General features: G+C 57.9%; 15 protein-coding genes. 5 read left to right on the top strand and 10 right to left on the bottom strand.

Going from position 1 to position 16498, the window contains the following annotated elements:
- Positions 1-18: 18 nt before the first annotated feature.
- Positions 19-543 (bottom strand): component of SufBCD complex, encoded by a 525-nt coding sequence (locus GOV85_RS16185; protein WP_171179990.1) that lies wholly within the window; start codon positions 541-543, stop codon positions 19-21.
- A 119-nt stretch (positions 544-662) separates the two neighbouring features.
- On the opposite strand from GOV85_RS16185, the gene hemB reads away from it, so the two are divergent.
- The 4 genes from hemB (at position 663) to GOV85_RS16165 (ending at position 5520) form a co-directional block, all read left to right on the top strand.
- Positions 663-1661, top strand: coding sequence for a porphobilinogen synthase (gene hemB / locus GOV85_RS16180; RefSeq protein WP_171179988.1), 999 nt, complete (start codon positions 663-665; stop codon positions 1659-1661).
- Positions 1662-1806: 145 nt separating this feature from the next.
- Positions 1807-2382, top strand: coding sequence for a YSC84-related protein (locus GOV85_RS16175; protein ID WP_171179986.1), 576 nt, complete (start codon positions 1807-1809; stop codon positions 2380-2382).
- Between the two features lie 170 nt (positions 2383-2552).
- The gene (locus GOV85_RS16170) at positions 2553-5015 is read left to right on the top strand and encodes a penicillin acylase family protein (RefSeq protein ID WP_171179984.1); all 2463 of its coding nucleotides are present in this window, start codon (positions 2553-2555) and stop codon (positions 5013-5015) included.
- Positions 5016-5124: 109 nt separating this feature from the next.
- Positions 5125-5520 carry a nuclear transport factor 2 family protein gene (locus GOV85_RS16165; protein ID WP_171179982.1) on the top strand — a complete coding sequence of 132 codons (396 nt, stop codon included), beginning with the start codon at positions 5125-5127 and terminating at the stop codon, positions 5518-5520.
- Position 5521: 1 nt separating this feature from the next.
- On the opposite strand, the gene GOV85_RS16160 is transcribed toward GOV85_RS16165, so the two are convergent.
- The 5 genes from GOV85_RS16160 to trkA all read right to left on the bottom strand — a co-directional run bounded on the left by GOV85_RS16160 (position 5522) and on the right by trkA (position 10407).
- The gene (locus GOV85_RS16160; protein ID WP_171179979.1) at positions 5522-5830 is read right to left on the bottom strand and encodes a putative quinol monooxygenase; all 309 of its coding nucleotides are present in this window, start codon (positions 5828-5830) and stop codon (positions 5522-5524) included.
- A gap of 20 nt (positions 5831-5850) precedes the next feature.
- Positions 5851-7122: a GTPase HflX gene (hflX, locus tag GOV85_RS16155; protein WP_171179977.1), complete on the bottom strand. Its 1272-nt coding sequence runs from the start codon at positions 7120-7122 to the stop codon at positions 5851-5853.
- Complete coding sequence (gene hfq, locus GOV85_RS16150; RefSeq protein WP_005982826.1) at positions 7122-7361, bottom strand: RNA chaperone Hfq; 240 nt, start codon at positions 7359-7361, stop codon at positions 7122-7124. Before hfq ends, hflX begins: the two co-directional genes overlap by 1 nt.
- 131 nt (positions 7362-7492) lie before the next feature.
- Positions 7493-9031 carry a TrkH family potassium uptake protein gene (locus GOV85_RS16145; protein ID WP_171179976.1) on the bottom strand — a complete coding sequence of 513 codons (1539 nt, stop codon included), beginning with the start codon at positions 9029-9031 and terminating at the stop codon, positions 7493-7495.
- Positions 9031-10407, bottom strand: coding sequence for a Trk system potassium transporter TrkA (trkA, locus tag GOV85_RS16140; protein WP_171179974.1), 1377 nt, complete (start codon positions 10405-10407; stop codon positions 9031-9033). Before trkA ends, GOV85_RS16145 begins: the two co-directional genes overlap by 1 nt.
- A gap of 96 nt (positions 10408-10503) precedes the next feature.
- On the opposite strand from trkA, the gene GOV85_RS16135 reads away from it, so the two are divergent.
- Complete coding sequence (locus GOV85_RS16135; protein WP_171179972.1) at positions 10504-10986, top strand: hypothetical protein; 483 nt, start codon at positions 10504-10506, stop codon at positions 10984-10986.
- On the opposite strand, the gene GOV85_RS16130 is transcribed toward GOV85_RS16135, so the two are convergent.
- From GOV85_RS16130 to GOV85_RS16115, 4 genes are read right to left on the bottom strand one after another with little or no spacing between them, the layout of a single operon-like run.
- Positions 10978-12141, bottom strand: a complete 1164-nt coding sequence (locus GOV85_RS16130; protein WP_171179970.1) for an MFS transporter — start codon at positions 12139-12141, stop codon at positions 10978-10980. The two genes, GOV85_RS16135 and GOV85_RS16130, sit on opposite strands and share 9 nt — an antisense overlap.
- A 53-nt stretch (positions 12142-12194) precedes the next feature.
- Complete coding sequence (locus tag GOV85_RS16125; RefSeq protein ID WP_171179968.1) at positions 12195-12755, bottom strand: helix-turn-helix transcriptional regulator; 561 nt, start codon at positions 12753-12755, stop codon at positions 12195-12197.
- A 42-nt stretch (positions 12756-12797) separates the two neighbouring features.
- Positions 12798-14207 carry a sigma-54 dependent transcriptional regulator gene (locus GOV85_RS16120; protein ID WP_171179966.1) on the bottom strand — a complete coding sequence of 470 codons (1410 nt, stop codon included), beginning with the start codon at positions 14205-14207 and terminating at the stop codon, positions 12798-12800.
- Positions 14204-16468, bottom strand: coding sequence for a PAS domain-containing sensor histidine kinase (locus tag GOV85_RS16115; protein ID WP_171179964.1), 2265 nt, complete (start codon positions 16466-16468; stop codon positions 14204-14206). The genes GOV85_RS16120 and GOV85_RS16115 overlap by 4 nt, the downstream gene beginning before the upstream one ends.
- Positions 16469-16498 lie beyond the last annotated feature (30 nt).

The raw sequence follows: 16498 nt of genomic DNA, 5'->3' as shown, positions 1-16498 counted from the left end.
CTCGCCTTTCAGATTTTTCTACCCAAGAACGCCGATCGAGATGTTCTGATACATGCCCCAGAAAGAAGTGACCAGTATCGAGATCATGCCGATGATCTGCGTGTACAGCCTGCAGCGTGAAATGGTCTTGGAAACAGTTTCCAGCGTCAGTTCCTGCCGGCGCAGACGTCTTGCTTGCGATATGTTCACCAGCAACACCAAAGTCATTGGAAACGCCAACAAAAACACCGCCTGTGCAAACTCTACGTCATAGTAGAAACCCAGCATTGCCAAACCCGTGAGCATAAAGCACGCAAGCGCCAGGAGGATGGCACCCGACATATCTACGATCAGCAAAATCCGGTTCGTGTGAATGCGCACAATGTCCAGAAGGTCGATTTCAACCTGCCCGCCAATCCGACGCGCACGAACAACCAAATCATACGGAATGCCCATCACCCAATGACTGGCGGATGACCAAAATACCGCCAGCACAATCCAATACCACAGATTCGAAAAGCTGCGCATGTCAATGAGTTCAAAGATCGAAGAGTACCAGTCCAAACCCAACCCTTTATTCAAACCACTCAGGGGGGTTCATCGCGGTGGCGCGTCCATTGATACCCTTGAGACCTTTGTGAATTCATGCCACCCAATGCACGAATGTTCAAGGAGAACGCGCCATGAAACCGACTATTGCCCCCTACCCTATGACCCGCTTTCGGCGGGCGCGTCAGTCTGAGGCAATTCGCGGGCTGGTGCGAGAGAACACGCTGACCACCGATGACCTGATCTGGCCGGTCTTTGTGCGCGATGGCGACGGAATTGAAGAACCGGTGCCCTCGATGCCGGGTGTGGTGCGCCGGTCGGTTGACTTGATTGCCAAGGCTGCGGTCGAAGCCCAAGCGCTTGGGATACCTGCGATTTGCATCTTTCCCTACACAGATTCCGCACTGAAGACTGAAGACTGTGCCGAAGCCTGGAACCCGGACAACCTGTCCAATCGCGCCATCCGCGCAATCAAAGCTGCTGCCCCCGACATCGCCGTGATGACCGATGTTGCGCTGGACCCCTACAACATCAATGGCCATGACGGGTACGTTGTCGACGGTGAGATTGTCAACGATCAGACCGTAGAGGCATTGGTCAAAATGACTCTCGCTCAGGCCGAAGCCGGTGCTGACATCATCGGCCCATCAGACATGATGGACGGTCGGATCGGAGAAATGCGCCGCGCGCTGGAAGGTGCAGGCCATCACAACGTAATGATCCTTAGCTATGCAGCAAAATACGCCAGTGCCTTTTACGGGCCTTTCCGAGATGCCGTTGGGGCCTCGGGCGCACTGACGGGTGACAAGAAGACCTATCAGATGGACCCGGCCAATTCGGACGAGGCTCTACGTTTGATCGAGCGTGACCTGTCTGAGGGCGCGGACATGGTGATGATCAAGCCCGGCATGCCTTATCTGGACATCTGCCGCCGTGTGAAAGACGGCTTCGGCGCGCCGACATATGCTTACCAGGTATCCGGTGAATACGCGATGATTCAGGCGGCCGCGCAGAATGGCTGGATTGATGGAGAGAAGGTGATGCTGGAAAGCTTGCTGGCCTTCAAGCGGGCCGGATGCGATGGAATTCTGACCTATTTCTCGCCGCAGGTTGCGCGCATCCTTCAGGGCTAAAACCCCAAGGACTCGCAATTTTTCGCCGACGAACTGGCGTTGGCGAGCAGCTTTCCCGTGACACATGGGGCCAATCGGCGTATCCTTGCCCACAAGATCGGGTTCACCCGACAACATCAGGCACAGTTACAGAGATATAAAAACCATGAGCAGTTCCCCTTCCCCCCGACTGAGCCGTCGCGGCTTTGCCTTTGGCATGGCAGGTCTGACCCTGACGGCTGCCTGCGGCAACGGCGTCGGCAATTCGAACGCGGCAACAATCGACGCCCGCGTGGACGCCACGCTGACCGAGATGTACGCGAAATATCCCAACACGGTTGAGATTGCGAACAAAGCCAACGGTATGTTGGTCATGCCCCTGATAACTGACGCCGGGTTGATCATTTTTGGCGGTGCCTACGGGCAAGGCGCGCTGCGCATCAACGGGGCGACGGTCGATTACTATTCCGCAATTTCCGGAACCGCCGGCCTGCAATTTGGTGCGCAGCAATATGCGCATGTCCTGTTCTTTATGACCGAAGCTGCACTGAACGATTTCCGCCGTTCCAGCGGATGGACAGCCGGCGCCGATATTGGCTATGTGGTTGACTCAACTGGGAATTCTTTGTCCACGGACACAACTACACTGCGTACGCCAGTGCTGGCGGCGGTCTTTGGTCAGGCCGGTCTGAAATTCGGCGCGACCATCGAAGGCACGAAATACACGCGCATTATTCCATAACCCAAATTACCACTTCCCCCACACATGGCACCCGTCGCAGCACAACACTGCGGCGGGGCAATTATTTATAAGCGTTTCCAAGCAGGTTCTTGCCGCGTTCCTCTTTCGGTCAGACCGACCATCCTCTAATCTCTGCGCAACCTTATTCCAAAAGATAATATGGGGCAGTAATGGGTCTTGTTTTCCGCTGGCTGGTGCGCATCGCGTCGGGTCTGATTATTCTGATCCTCGCCGCGGTTGGCCTTGTCTATTTCCTGGCAAGCCAGTCCCTGCCGGATTACGACCAGACCCTTGAAGTTGATGGTCTTACCGCCCCTGTCGAGATCGTTCGCGACACCGCCAACGTGCCGCATATTCTGGGCCAAACCGATCCGGATGTGTTCTTTGGACTGGGATATGCCCACGCACAAGACCGGCTGTGGCAAATGACTGTGATGCGCAGGACTGCGCAAGGCCGTTTGTCCGAAGTCTTCGGGACACGCACGCTGCGCATCGACAAGTTGCTGCGGCGGCTGGATCTCTATGGCCTCGCCCATCGCTCGGTCGAGGTGCAGGATGACTATACCAAAGCCGCCTTGCGGGCTTATGCCGCCGGGGTCAATGCAAGGCTGACCGAAATCAATGAGGAGGCTTTGGGTCGCGGTGCGCCGGAAATGTTCCTGTTCAACGCCCCCGTCTCGCCCTGGCAACCGGGCGACAGCATTGCGGTCATCAAGCTGATGGCTTTGCAACTTTCAGGCCACCTGAGTGATGAGGTTCTGCGCGCCCGCACCTCTTTGATATTGAACAACCCCGAGCGTCTGGCCGACATCCTGCCTGACGTCCCCGGTCCTGGCATCGCGGCCCTTCCGGAATATGCGTACCTGTTTCCCAATCTGCCGCGCTACGCCGCCGGTACTGAAATACCCGAAACACCCCTCTCACCGCTTCCCAAACGCGGCTTGGCCGGAGCGTCCAATGCTTGGACCGCCGCCCCATCGCGGTCGGCAAGTGGAGGCACTTTGCTGGCAAACGACCCGCATCTGGGTTTCACAGCCCCCGGTGTGTGGTATCTGGCCCATCTTGATCTTAAAAAAGGTGGTGTGATCGGAGCCTCGATACCCGGTGTTCCTGCCATTATGACCGGACGCAGTGACCGATTGGGATGGGGGCTGACCTCATCTTATCTGGATGATCAGGACCTGCACATAGAACAGCTGAACCCGGACAACCCAGAGGAATATCTGACCCCCGATGGCTACAAAGAATTTCTGACCCGCCCATCGATCATCGCCATCAAAGACGAGGCGCCAGTCACACTAACGCTGCGCTGGACAGACAACGGCCCGGTGCTGCCCGGCACGGATTACAAGCTGGAGACCATCACGCCTCCCGGCCATGTGGCGTCTCTGTCCTGGACGGCGCTCAGCCCGCGCGACACTTCGATGACCGCTTCTATGGCGCTCATGAATGCGGACAACGTGCGTCAGGCCATACAAGCGGGCGAGCAGTTCATCGCCCCATCCCAGAACCTGTCACTGGTCGACCGGACTACAATTGGGATGAAGTTGATCGGTGCCATGCCCAGCCGGGATCTGCAAAACCAAAGCCGCGGGCGCATCCCAACGCACGGCTGGATCGAGGCAAACCGCTGGCAGGGCCGCCTGCCCTATGCGGACAATCCGGAATTTGTCGCACCGGTCGGTGGCATTTTGGGCAATACGAACAACAAGATTATCGACCGTCCTTTTCCCAATCATATCTCTTACGAATGGGGCGACACACAGCGTGTGCATCGCTGGGATCGCCTGATGCAATCGCGTGAGGTCCACACCCGCGACAGCTTTATCGAAGCGCAACTTGATACCGTCAGCTTCACGGCGCGGTCCCTGCTACCGCTCATCGGCGCAGACCTGTGGTTCACCGGTGCCTCGGCCCCCGAGGGCACACCGGAACGTCAGCGCCAGATCGCCTTGTCACTGCTGGCAGACTGGAATGGTGAGATGAATGAACACCTGCCCGAGCCGTTGATCTATGCGGCATGGTTGCGCGCTCTTCAGATCCGCCTGATCGCGGATGAGCTTGGGCCACTGGCCAGCGAATATAAACACGTCGAGCCGCTGTTCATTGAACGCGTTTATCGTGACATCGACGGAGCAAGCGTCTGGTGCGATGTACGACAAAGCGCCCCGGTTGAGACCTGCACAGAAATGGCTCGTCTGGCGCTGGACGACGCCCTGATCTGGATTTCTGAGCGCTATGGCAGCGCGTTGGAATCCCTGCGCTGGGGCGATGCGCATCAAGCCACGCATGATCACCCGGTCCTGGGCGACGTGCCTGTCCTGCGCTATTTCGTGAACATCCGCCAATCGACCAGCGGTGGCGACAATACGCTGCTGCGCGGGCGCACGTCAGGCGAAGGCCCGGATCCGTTCCAGAACGTACACGGTGCGGGGTATCGCGGGGTGTACGACTTTGCTGATCCCAACAGCTCGGTCTTTATCACTGCGACCGGTCAATCGGGGCACTTCCTGTCGCGCTACTACGACGATCAGGCACAGCTTTGGCGGCGTGGCGAGTATATCCCGATGTCATTGGACCTTGATCTGGCCCGCGCTGCAGCGGTTGGCGTGACCAATCTTATCCCGCGATAATCCGCCTAATCGGCAACTCCTCGCCCCGGTTTCTGGGGCATCGTAGCACCTTGAACCTTTTTCGCCTATGATCATTCCACCGATTATGTGGGACCAAAGGGGGGCGAATATGGCCAGTATTCGGGATACATTGAACAATCTCGCGCGGGATTACGCAATTGCCTGGAGTTCCGGTGACCCCGATGCAGTTGCCGGTTTCTTTGCACCTGATGGACAAATCACGATCAATCGGGGCGACCCCATAGAAGGGCGCGCAGCGATTGCCGATATGGCTCGTGGCTTTTACGCCGACTTTCCTGATCTAGAGGTCCGCTGCGATATGATGCGATGGGCCGGATCTCACGCTATTTTTGTTTGGACCCTAGAAGGGAACCACGCCGAAACCGGCAATCACGTTGTGGCACGCGGTTGGGAAGAGTGGGAATTGACGTCAGACTATCTTGTAAAGTCTTCGCTGGGCTGGTTCGACGCAGAAGACTATCAACGGCAGATTGACGGCAAATAGCTTAACGTGTCCGATCCGCAGCCGTTTCTATCGTGTAGTTCCTGGGTATTCCCTGCGTGACCTGAAACCAGTCTGACGCCTTGGTTCGCACCTGATGGGCGTCAAAGGCCGCTTGCGTTGCAAACACTTCCGACACCATGAACCGCCCAGGCGTTGTCTGATCTTCCACAACTTCGAAAGACATACAGCCCTCTTCCGCGCGTGTAAGAGCAATATGGAGCGGCAAAGCTGCCCGCACGTATTCAAGCCGGTCCTGCGGTACATCGATAAGGCCGTTCAAGAACACTCTTTGATCTGAATTTTCCGTCATAGCTGACCTTTCCACCTTGTTCAAAGCGACGCAAACTGCGCGGCTTGTTTGTCTGTCCACAAAACAGTCAGGCGGAACCCTTCTTCGGTTTGATCCTCATCCTGGACAACGTCCTGACGGAACAGCCACGCCCGCTTGTCCCCCTCGGCATAAGACAGGTTCAGGACGACCTCGTGCCGTGCACCCTGAAGCAGTGTGGCGATCTCGGCCAACAGCGGACCGACGCCTTCGCCCGTTACAGCAGAGATTGAGAATATCGCCGGGTCCCGTTCAGCCCGCGCCAAAGCGGCGTCCTTGTCCTCGGGGCTGAGCAGGTCAATCTTGTTCCAAACTTCAAGCCGTGGACGTTCTTCATCGACGCCCAATGAGGTCAGGATAGTCTCAACATCCTGGGCCTGCGCATCCGTTTCTTCGTGACTGATGTCACGCACATGAACGATCAGGTCCGCGCCCAGCACTTCCTCGAGGGTTGCGCGGAAGGCCGCCACAAGCTCGGTCGGCAAATTCGAGATAAAGCCCACCGTGTCCGACAGGATCACCTCAGGGCCGTCAGGAAGCTGGACGCGACGCATGGTTGGGTCCAGCGTGGCAAACAGCATGTCCTTGGCCATCACTTCGGCCCCGGTCAGACGGTTGAACAGCGTTGACTTGCCCGCGTTTGTATACCCCACAAGGGCAACGATTGGATACGGCACCTTGGCGCGCGCAGCCCTGTGCAGGGTACGGGTCTTGACCACTTTCTGCAGCTGACGCCTTAGTCTGACTAATTGTTCGTCAATGGCGCGGCGGTCGGCTTCGATCTGGGTTTCACCGGGTCCGCCAACGAATCCCAACCCGCCGCGTTGCCGTTCAAGGTGGGTCCAGGCCCGCACCAATCGCGTGCGTTGATAGCTGAGAGCCGCCATCTCGACCTGCAGCACCCCTTCACGGGTGCGCGCGCGATCGCTGAAAATTTCAAGGATCAGCCCTGTTCGGTCGAGTATCTTGACCTTCCATGCCTTTTCCAGATTGCGTTGCTGCACGGGCGTGACCGGCCCGTCGATCAAAACCAACTCGATTTCACTGTCATGCAGCCGTTCGGTCAGTTCCTCGATCTTGCCACTGCCGAACAAAAGCCCCGGTTGGGCACGTTGCAGGCGTACAATCTCGGACCCAATCACATCCAGATCGGGTAGTGCAGCGGCCAGTGCAACCGCCTCAGCCAGCGCCGGTTCGGGAACACGGCGCTGTTCATCTGATTTGATTTCGGGATGCAGCACCCAGGCTCGGGTGCGCCTCCGGTCATGTTCCATCAAGAGGCGTCTTCGCCCTCATACAGATTGATCGGCTGTGATGGCATGATGGTCGAAATCGCGTGTTTATAGACCAACTGCGACTGTCCGTCGCGGCGCAACAATACGCAGAAATTGTCGAACCAGGTGATCACACCTTGCAGTTTCACGCCATTGATCAGGAAGATCGTTACCGGAACCTTAGCTTTCCGTACATTGTTCAGGAAGGCATCCTGAAGATTCTGTCTGTCCGAAGCCATATTTTTATAATCTCGCCATTGTTCTTGCTACGCGCTGCGGACCAACGCGCTCCCTCCGGGCGAGTATGGAGTGCCGCGCAGAGATATTCCAGATGAAAAATAAGGCGGTAACGTTGGCCGGGCGTTGTGGTTCAATCCCGCCACAGCGACGGTGTGATCAATGCAATAATTGCAAGCGTTTCCAGACGACCAATCACCATCGCTGCACAGAGCGTAAGTTTTGCCCCTGCGGACAAATCAATCAGCCGGATCGGGACATCCGTCGCCAGCTCGATCAATGGACCTGTCGTCGTCAGGGTGGCAACGCTCAGCACCATTGCCTGTTCAAATCCGGCCCCCATCGCCGCCAGCAAAAGATTGAACACCGCCAGCGTCAGAGCGAAAAGCATCAAAAAGATCCAGGCGATAAAGGCTCCGTCGCTCTGAATACGCCGGTTGCCGCCCCCGACACCGCTAACGGATGAGGGATAGATCAATCGGTCGATCTCGCGCGCACCGTTCAGGTACAACGCAAAAACCCGCAACAGCTTGACGCCTCCGGCCGTGGTGGCGACCCCACCGCCAATCAGCGCAAGTCCCATCAGCAACAACCCCGGCGTGCCAAGACCCGACAATTGCTGCGCATCGTTCCAGTTCGCACTTTCGAACCCGGCAGTGGTCAGGAAGGCCAGCACGGTGAACAGCATACCCCAAATCACCTGCAACGCCTGAAGTGGAGCGATTTGCCCACCGATCTCGGTGACGCCGGCCACCACCCGGAAAAACAATAAAAGTGCAACCGCCAGAACGATCATCAGGCCGATGCGAAACTCGGGGTCTCTGTCCAAACGAGAAAACCCTGTGGCGGCAGTATCGGTCGAGAAGGTCAGGCGCGAAAGGGCAAAGAACAGGAACAGAAACAGGATCGCTTCACCTGTAAACCCGGCCTGCGCCCCCTCCATACCACCAACCGGAGAGATACCGGACGTGGCCATCACCGACATTGCGTGGCAAACGGCGGTCAAACCGGCCTCACCCGCGATCATCAGAAGAACCCAGATCGCTACAGTCAGCCCGGCGTATACCGGTGTCAGCGTCCGCGCTACACGCAGCAAACGGCCGCGCGGGTCCACGCGTTCGCTTTGCGCAACACCTGACACCGGCCGACCGGGCTGCCCCTTGGCTGTTACCTCGAACCCGCCAAGGGACAGCGGCGCCAGAATCGCAGCGGCCGCAATCCACATCAGCAAGCCACCCATCCAACCGACCAGCGCACGCCAAAGGTGCAGCGGCGCGCTTAGCCGGTTGTAGTCAGGAAACAGATCAGCCCCGGTCGTTGTAAGCGCGCTGACCATATCGAAATAGGCGTTCAGAAATGTGGTCGTGCCAAGCGCATCATGGAGCGGTATCGCCAGAAAGATCGGCAGGATGGTGAAACAGCCCAGCATCACCGCTAACTGCCCCAAAGTCCCCCGCCGTGGAATGCGATTGGAAGAGGCCATTGCAATTATTGCGACCAGAAACAGGCCCAGAAGGCCCGAGTAAAGAAAGGACCGCGATGTATCGTGATCATCCAGCACCAGAGCATAGACTGCCGGAATCCACATGGCCAGCGACACGATAGCCCAGATCAGCAGGAACAACGGTAAACGCCGCAGAATCCCAACCTGTTGTGTCCCTGCGCGCGCCATCAGAAGAAATCGATTGAGACCTGCATCAGACGTTCGACCTCGGGCACGTCCTTGGCCATGGCAAAGATTGCGACCACGTCCTTTTCATCAATCCGCAGACTGCCCGTCGGACGCAGAACCTCGTCTCCTTTGCGCACGGCACCAACCAGCACACCCTCGGGGAAATCGATATCGCGCAGTTTCTGCCCCGCCATCGGAGAGGTCGACAGAACCTCGGCCTCGATCACCTCGGCCTCGGCGTCACCGATGGAATAGACCTGTCTAACACGCCCATGCCGGATATGGCGCAGGATCGAGCTGACGGTGGTAGCGCGCGGGTTAATATAAGCATCAATGCCCAACGGTCCCATAAGGGCAACCATGCTGGGATCGTTGATCAGCGCAATCGCAAGCGCACAGCCTTCGGCCTTGGCACGCACGGCAGCCAGCATGTTCGTGCGGTCGTCATCCGTGACGGCCAGCATCGCGTCGGCCCGGTCGATCCCGGCCTCGCTCAGCAAGCCGGAATCCAAACCGTCCCCATGCAAAACAATCGTCCGCTCCAGCGCTTCGGCGGCGATCTCGGCGCATTGGCGGTCGCGTTCGATGACCTTTGCGCGCACGCGGCTTTCGCGCTCCTCCAGCGTTCTGGCCACCTCCAAACCGACATTGCCGCCGCCAACGATCACAACCCGATCCTGTCGCTTTTGGGCTTTTCCGAACACTTCCATGGTGCGGTTCACGTCGTTCACATTGGTAAAGACGTAACACTCGTCGCCTACGAACAGCTGATCCTCGGATTCAGGCGCGAACAGCGTACCCTCGCGCCGAACACCAACCACAATCGAACTGAGCGTGGAAAACAGATCAGTCAGTTGCCGGAGCGGCGTATTCACAATCGGGCAATCCTCTTCCACCCTGATGCCCAGTAGCTGCGCCTTGCCATCCATGAAAATCTCGGTGTCAAAGGCCGACGGCGCCGACAGGCGACGCATCGCTGCAGCAGCCACTTCGCGTTCGGGGCTGATCACCACATCGATGGGCAAGTGATCGCGGCGGTAAAGGTCCGAATGAATGGCTTCCAGATAGGACTTGGAGCGCAAGCGCGCGATCTTACGCTGGATCGAGAACACCGAATGCGCCATCTGACAGGTAACCATGTTCACCTCGTCAGAATGGGTCGCAGCAATTATCATATCGGCGTCGCGGGCCCCTGCCCGTTCCAGCACGTCAGGATAGCTTGCAAACCCTGCAATGCCCTGCACATCCAGCGTTTCCGTTGCCCGGCGCACGAGATCGGGATTGTTGTCCACGACTGTTACGTCATTCAGTTCGCCCGAAAGGTGCCGCGCAATCTGCCAGCCAACCTGACCCGCGCCGCATATGATGACCTTCATGTTTCTGGCCCTTCTGCCTGAAAGGATTGAATGACAGATGCCCCCAAAGCGGTCAATTGAATTGTCATCTCTGTGCGGCTGCGGCAAGATAAGCATATGAAAACGCTGTTTCCTATGCTTGCAACCCTAATGGTGCTGTCCTCATGCGGCGGGCCGCTTTCGCTTTATTACCGCGAAGGTGCAACCGTTTCCCGCCTGCAACAAGAGACGACACAGTGCCAGCTTAAGGCGGTACAAGAAGTGCCGGTTGCCAATCAAATCCGCCAGAGCCCGCCAACATACTGGCCCGGGCGCACCTATTGCGACGGTCGGGGACGGTGTTACCAGTCCCCGGGATGGTGGCAGCCCGGTCGGGTCTATACCGTGGATGTGAACCAGGGCCTGCGCAACACGGTCGAGGCGCAGTGCATGGCGCAAAAAGGGTTCCGCCCCGTCAGCCTGCCGCCCTGCAAGCAAAACGTAAAATCAAGCGTACCTGCAACGCGTACAACAACATTGCCACCGCTTACAACGCAATCGTGTTTTGTAAAATTCGATGACGGGTCTTTTCAGATCATTTCGCCTGGTCAGTCAGGCTGAGTTGGTTTGTGCTGCGCGCTGGCGGGCCAGCGCGGTATGCGCAAGGATCGCGATCGCATAAATTCCGATTATACTCAGCAGCATCCCGGCCTCATCCACGCGCCACAAAACCGCCAGCAGAACCGGTGTACCCAGCAAGTTTCCCGCGTTGCCCATCTGCGCCATGGCCCCATAGCTAAGCGCCTGCGCCTCGGCCGTTTGGTTCAGGATCGGTACTGCAGCAAAGCTGCCCCCCTGTACGAGCCCCAAAACGGCAAACAGTAGAACGCACACGATCTCCAACGGCAGGCCAAGGAAGGCCACGGAAATGGAAAAAATGCCCAACCCGAACCCCAGATTGATCACCGCGACACAGGGCATCACATTCAATAGGACAGGAACAGCTATCCAACTCAGGACAATTCCTGCCAGCGGCATCAACCCGGCGACATGCGCGCTGATATCGTCCGGCAATCGCCCCGGCAGGATGGCCAGGAGTGACACAAAGGTCAGCGTATAAAAGAACCACCCCACTGCCGGGGCTGACACGAAGGGAGAGCGATAGGTGCGCAGATGAACGTTCAGCACTTCTGTCCACCGCCAGAGCTTGGTGTCAGAGGCAAATTGCACGCGCATCCGGCAGATCAGGATCACACCAGCTACCCCAAGCATCAAGAAACCATGCAGAAGGAAGAAAGTGGTCAGACCGAAAGAGGCGATCAGCGGCAGTCCGATCCACGCGTTCAGCGCGAATGCGACGCCAAAGAACGTGCTCCAAAGGACCATCGCAATGTTGCGCGCTTTGCCGGTCGTGATCTGCGCGATCAGTGTGGGCGCAGCGACGACAATGGCCAGGTGCGAAAGCCCTTCAACAAAGCGACTGGCCAGCATGATGTAAAATCCGGGCCATGTCGCCTGAAACACTGAAATCGCGCCACCGAGGCACAAGCCGAAGATCAAAAGCTTCATGGGCCCAACCCGCCCTACGATGGCCCCGGACAAGGCCCCAAGCAAGGCTCCGATCAGGCTGATGATCGACAGCAACCATCCCATGGCTTCGGTGTGATCAGGATACAGTAAGACAAGCTCGGGAAACGGAACTGCAATTTTTGCAAATTGCGTCGCCGCACCCAATCCGGCCAGCCAAAGAATGAGGACCTGAAATACCCGTAGCATTGGGCGCTTCTAACGTGCCGCGCCCGGTCGCGGAACGCATAAATTATGCGACCCTAGTGTCTGGAACCGCTGACCAGACGAACAGGCGTGCCGTCAGACAGATACAGGCGTTCCCAGATGATTTCGCCCGCGCTGATGCGAATACGGTCATGGACAGCTTCGGACGTCAGGAACGCCTTTGGTGCGGGCGTATACATGTCCCACCATCCATCCGCATTGAGTTCGGCCTCGGCTGCCTGTATTTCCTCCGTTGCAAATTGCCACAGCGACACACCAAGCAAAGCGCTCTGGCTGGTTTTCCAATCGCGCGCCCGGCTAGCAGAATAGGCAAGACACCTGTGGCTCGCCTCCTCGACCAAATGCACACAATCTGACGAACTCATGACCAACCGCCGCAATGCGCTGTCATCAGTACGGGCCGGACCAAGGGCCGCAAAGACGGCCTGTTGGGTCTCGGGCGGCGGTGTCTGTCCGCCTCTTTCCCACCGCGAAACGGTTGCCTGATCCACCTGCAACAATTCAGCCAGATGAGCCTGCTTGAACCCAACCGACCGGCGCAGCCGTTTCAGGCGCTTTCCGAACCCTGGATAGCCGCGGGTTTCAAGCCGGTTCACTGCGTTTTAAGCCCTCATGGCCAGCCCAGCCGTCCCGGTGGATTACTCCGCCGGTTCCGGCTCATCGATTTGCGCAACACGTGCACCGGATTTGTTCGACGTAACGACACCCAGCGACTTCAGCTTGCGGTGCAACGCGCTGCGCTCCATCCCGACAAAGCTGGCCGTGCGGCTGATATTGCCGCCAAAGCGATTGATCTGGGTCAGGAGGTACTCTCGCTCGAACGCTTCACGCGCCTCGCGCAGCGGCAAGGTTGCCAGAGCACCCGACAGAACGACGCGGCCCGAATCTTCGGTCTTATCCTCTTCGCTGGGCAACTCGCGCGCTTCGATCGGGCCGGTTCCGTCGCCGAGGATCAAAACCCGTTCGATCAAGTTCTTGAGCTGACGCACATTCCCCGGCCATGTCATCGTCTGCAACAGAGCAACAGCCTCTTCCGAGAGTTCGCGGATCGGCAGACCTTGGGTTTCGTTACACATTTCGATGAAATGCTGGGCCAGAACCGGAATATCCTCGCGGCGATCTTCAAGCGAGGGAACTGCAACAGGCACAACGTTCAGACGGTGATACAGTTCTTCGCGGAACCGCTCGGCTGCGATTTCTTCGTCCAGATCCTTGTTGGTGGACGAGATAACCCGCAGATCCACTCGCACCTTGTCGGATCCGCCAACACGTTGAAACTGCTGATCCACCAATACCCGCAGGATCTTGGATTGCGTGCCCAAAGGCATGTCCGCCACTTCGTCAAAATAGACAACACCGCCATGGGCTTCTTCCAGCAAGCCGGGCTCAACCCCGCGCTCAGCGGATTCGCGGCCAAACAGCACCTCTTCTACGCGCTCGGGCTCAATGCCCGCACAGTTCACTGTCACAAAGGGCGCGTTGGCACGGTTGGAATGGGCATGGATATAGCGCGCTGCGATTTCCTTGCCCGACCCGGCAGGACCGCTCAGCATCACGCGGCCATTTGACTTGGTCACTTTGTCCAGCTGACCCTGCATGGCCCGGAACGAGGCCGATTTGCCGATCATGTCCGAGTTGTTGACCTCTTTGCGCTTGAGCGACGCGTTCTCGCGACGCAGGCGAGAGGTCTCCATCGCGCGGCGGATCACCACCATCAACTGGTCAATGTTAAAGGGCTTTTCGATAAAGTCGTATGCGCCCTGCTTGATGGCGGCGACAGCGATTTCAATGTTGCCGTGTCCGGAAATGATCACCACCGGAACATCCGGGTTGTCGCGTTTCACCGCTTTCAGAATGTCGATCCCATCCATGCGGCTGTCCTTCAGCCAGATATCAAGGATCAACAGCCCCGGCGGTTCGGAATTGATGGACGCCATACACTCGTCCGAGTTGGCCGCCAGCCGGGTTGAATAGCCTTCGTCCTCCAGAATGTCGGACACCAGCTCGCGAATATCGCGCTCGTCATCTACGATCAGAATGTCACTCATCTTTGGCCTGCTTTCAGTTTGTTGGTTCTAATTGCCTGCTTCTGTGGCGCAACGGTCGAGGACATATTGGCCCCCGGCAAACGGATTACGGCCATCGCGCCAAAATGGTCCTGTCCGTCAAAGACGGGCGCGTCCTCAAGCGTCAGCGCTCCGCCGTGTTCTTCGATGATTTTCTTGACGATGGGCAGGCCCAGCCCGGTCCCTTCGTCGCGTGTAGTCACATAGGGTTCAAACAGTCGCGCCCGATCCTCGGGCAGACCGATCCCGTTGTCTGCAATCGTGATGACCGTACCGGCATCATCACTGGAAACTGCCACTTTTATCTGTGGCTTGAGATTATCCGGTGCCCCTTTTTCTTTAAGGGTACCAATCGCTTCTCCGGCGTTTTTAATGAGGTTTGTCAGGGCCTGATGCAACATCGTCGCATCCAGGTCGGCCATGATGGGTTGCTTCGGCAAATCCGCGTCAATCTGCACGTCCGGTTGCCCTGCCTGTTGCAAAACAACTGCTTCACGGACGAGTTCGACCACGTTTTCTTCGCGGCGCTCAGGCTCGGGCATCCGCGCAAATTTCGAGAACTCGTCCACGATACGGCGCAAATCGTTGGTCTGGCGCACAATGACACCTGTCATCGACTCGAGGCTTTCGCAATCCTCCTCGTCCAGCTTGCGCGCGAACTTGCGTTTGATGCGTTCGGCGCTCAGCTGAATCGGGGTTAATGGGTTCTTGATCTCATGTGCAATACGGCGGGCAACGTCACCCCAGGCCGCCATCCGCTGCGCACTGACCAGATCGGTCACGTCGTCAAAGGCGACCACATAGCCTTCCAACCCACCATCTTCGCCGCGACGGATGGCCATCCGCACTAAGAGGTTTTCCAGACGTCCCTTGCGTGTGACTTTAACCTCGCCCTGAACAGCCTCTTGCCCGCTGTCTTTCAGGCTTTCGAACAGAGGCAGAAACTCTGGCACCGCGATGCCAATGGCCAGGTGCTCTTCTCCCCGCGACCAGTCCAGCAACCGTTCGGCCGAGCGGTTCACAAAGGTCACGCAGCCCTCAGGGTCAACGCCGACAACACCCGATGTGACCGAGCTGAGTACCGAGTCGAACAGGCGACGGCGGCTTTCGATTTGCTGTGTGTTTTCCAGCAGCGTGTCCCGCTGCCCTTTCAGTTGCCGGGTCATCTGGTTGAAATACCGGCCCAGCATGGCGATCTCGTCATCGCTGGCCTCTTCTATAACCTGAACGCTCAGGTCCCCGGCCCCGACCCTTTGGGCCGCCGTGGTCAAACGCCCCACCGGACGTGATAGGCGTTCGGCGAACCACATCCCCAAAGACATCGCAGCAAGGATCAGGATCAACGCAAAGCCCAGATACAGCAGGCCAAATTCGAACAGCACCCTGCCCCGCTCGCTTTCCAGCTGTTGGTAGAACTGTGCCGTTTCCTTGGTGTCATCCAGCAGGGTCAGCAACTGCCCATCCACTTCGCGGCTGACATAAAGGTAACGGTCCAGATAGGCTGTCAGAGGCACAAGCGCGCGGAATTCATTGTTTGGCCAATCAGCTATGATCAGCAGCCCTGTGTCAGTGGCCTCAGCCATCTGTTCCGAAGTGGGTGCTTCGTAGTTGAACAGATATGATCGATCGCCGCGCGATTTGATCTCGCCACTGCCGTCGATGACATACGCTTCCCGCAATCCGCGTTGAATTTGGGCCTGCCCCTGCGCCAACACTTCGCGCAATTCGGCGTCCGAGATGTAGAAATCCAGCGAACGCGCATTGTCCAGATACCGCGCCAGCACCGAGGCGTCCTGAACCAACCCGCGGCGGTGTTCTTGTTCATACGCTTCTGCCGCTGTCAGGGACGATCCAACCACTTGCCGCACCCGGTCCGAGAACCAGCCCTCGAGGCCGATATTCACAGTGAGCCCGGCAAAAATCGCTACGGTTACGGTAGGCACCAGCGCCAGCAGAGTGAACGCCCCAATCAGGCGCAAGTGCAGGCGCGAGCCAGCCGACTTTGCACGCCGCGCAGCAATCAGGCTACCCACCTGCCCCAGCACCAGCGCAGCGACAACCAGAACGTAAACAAGATCGGCCAGAAGAATCAGGCGCAGGGTCGGTGCGGTCGAACCAAGGTCAAAAGGTCCGATCACAAGATAGGTGGCAAGCGCCAGCACTGGCCCTAAAAGGACCAGCCCAAAGGTACCGAAATTGCGCAGTTTTCGTGATTTACGCCATCGACTTATCGATGGGATCATCCCGCTCTGTGCTCGGGTTGCCACCGTCTG

The organism is Ruegeria sp. HKCCA4633 (genome assembly GCF_013034605.1).
Lineage (GTDB): Bacteria > Pseudomonadota > Alphaproteobacteria > Rhodobacterales > Rhodobacteraceae > Ruegeria.
This window is presented reverse-complemented; position numbering and strand designations above follow the sequence as displayed.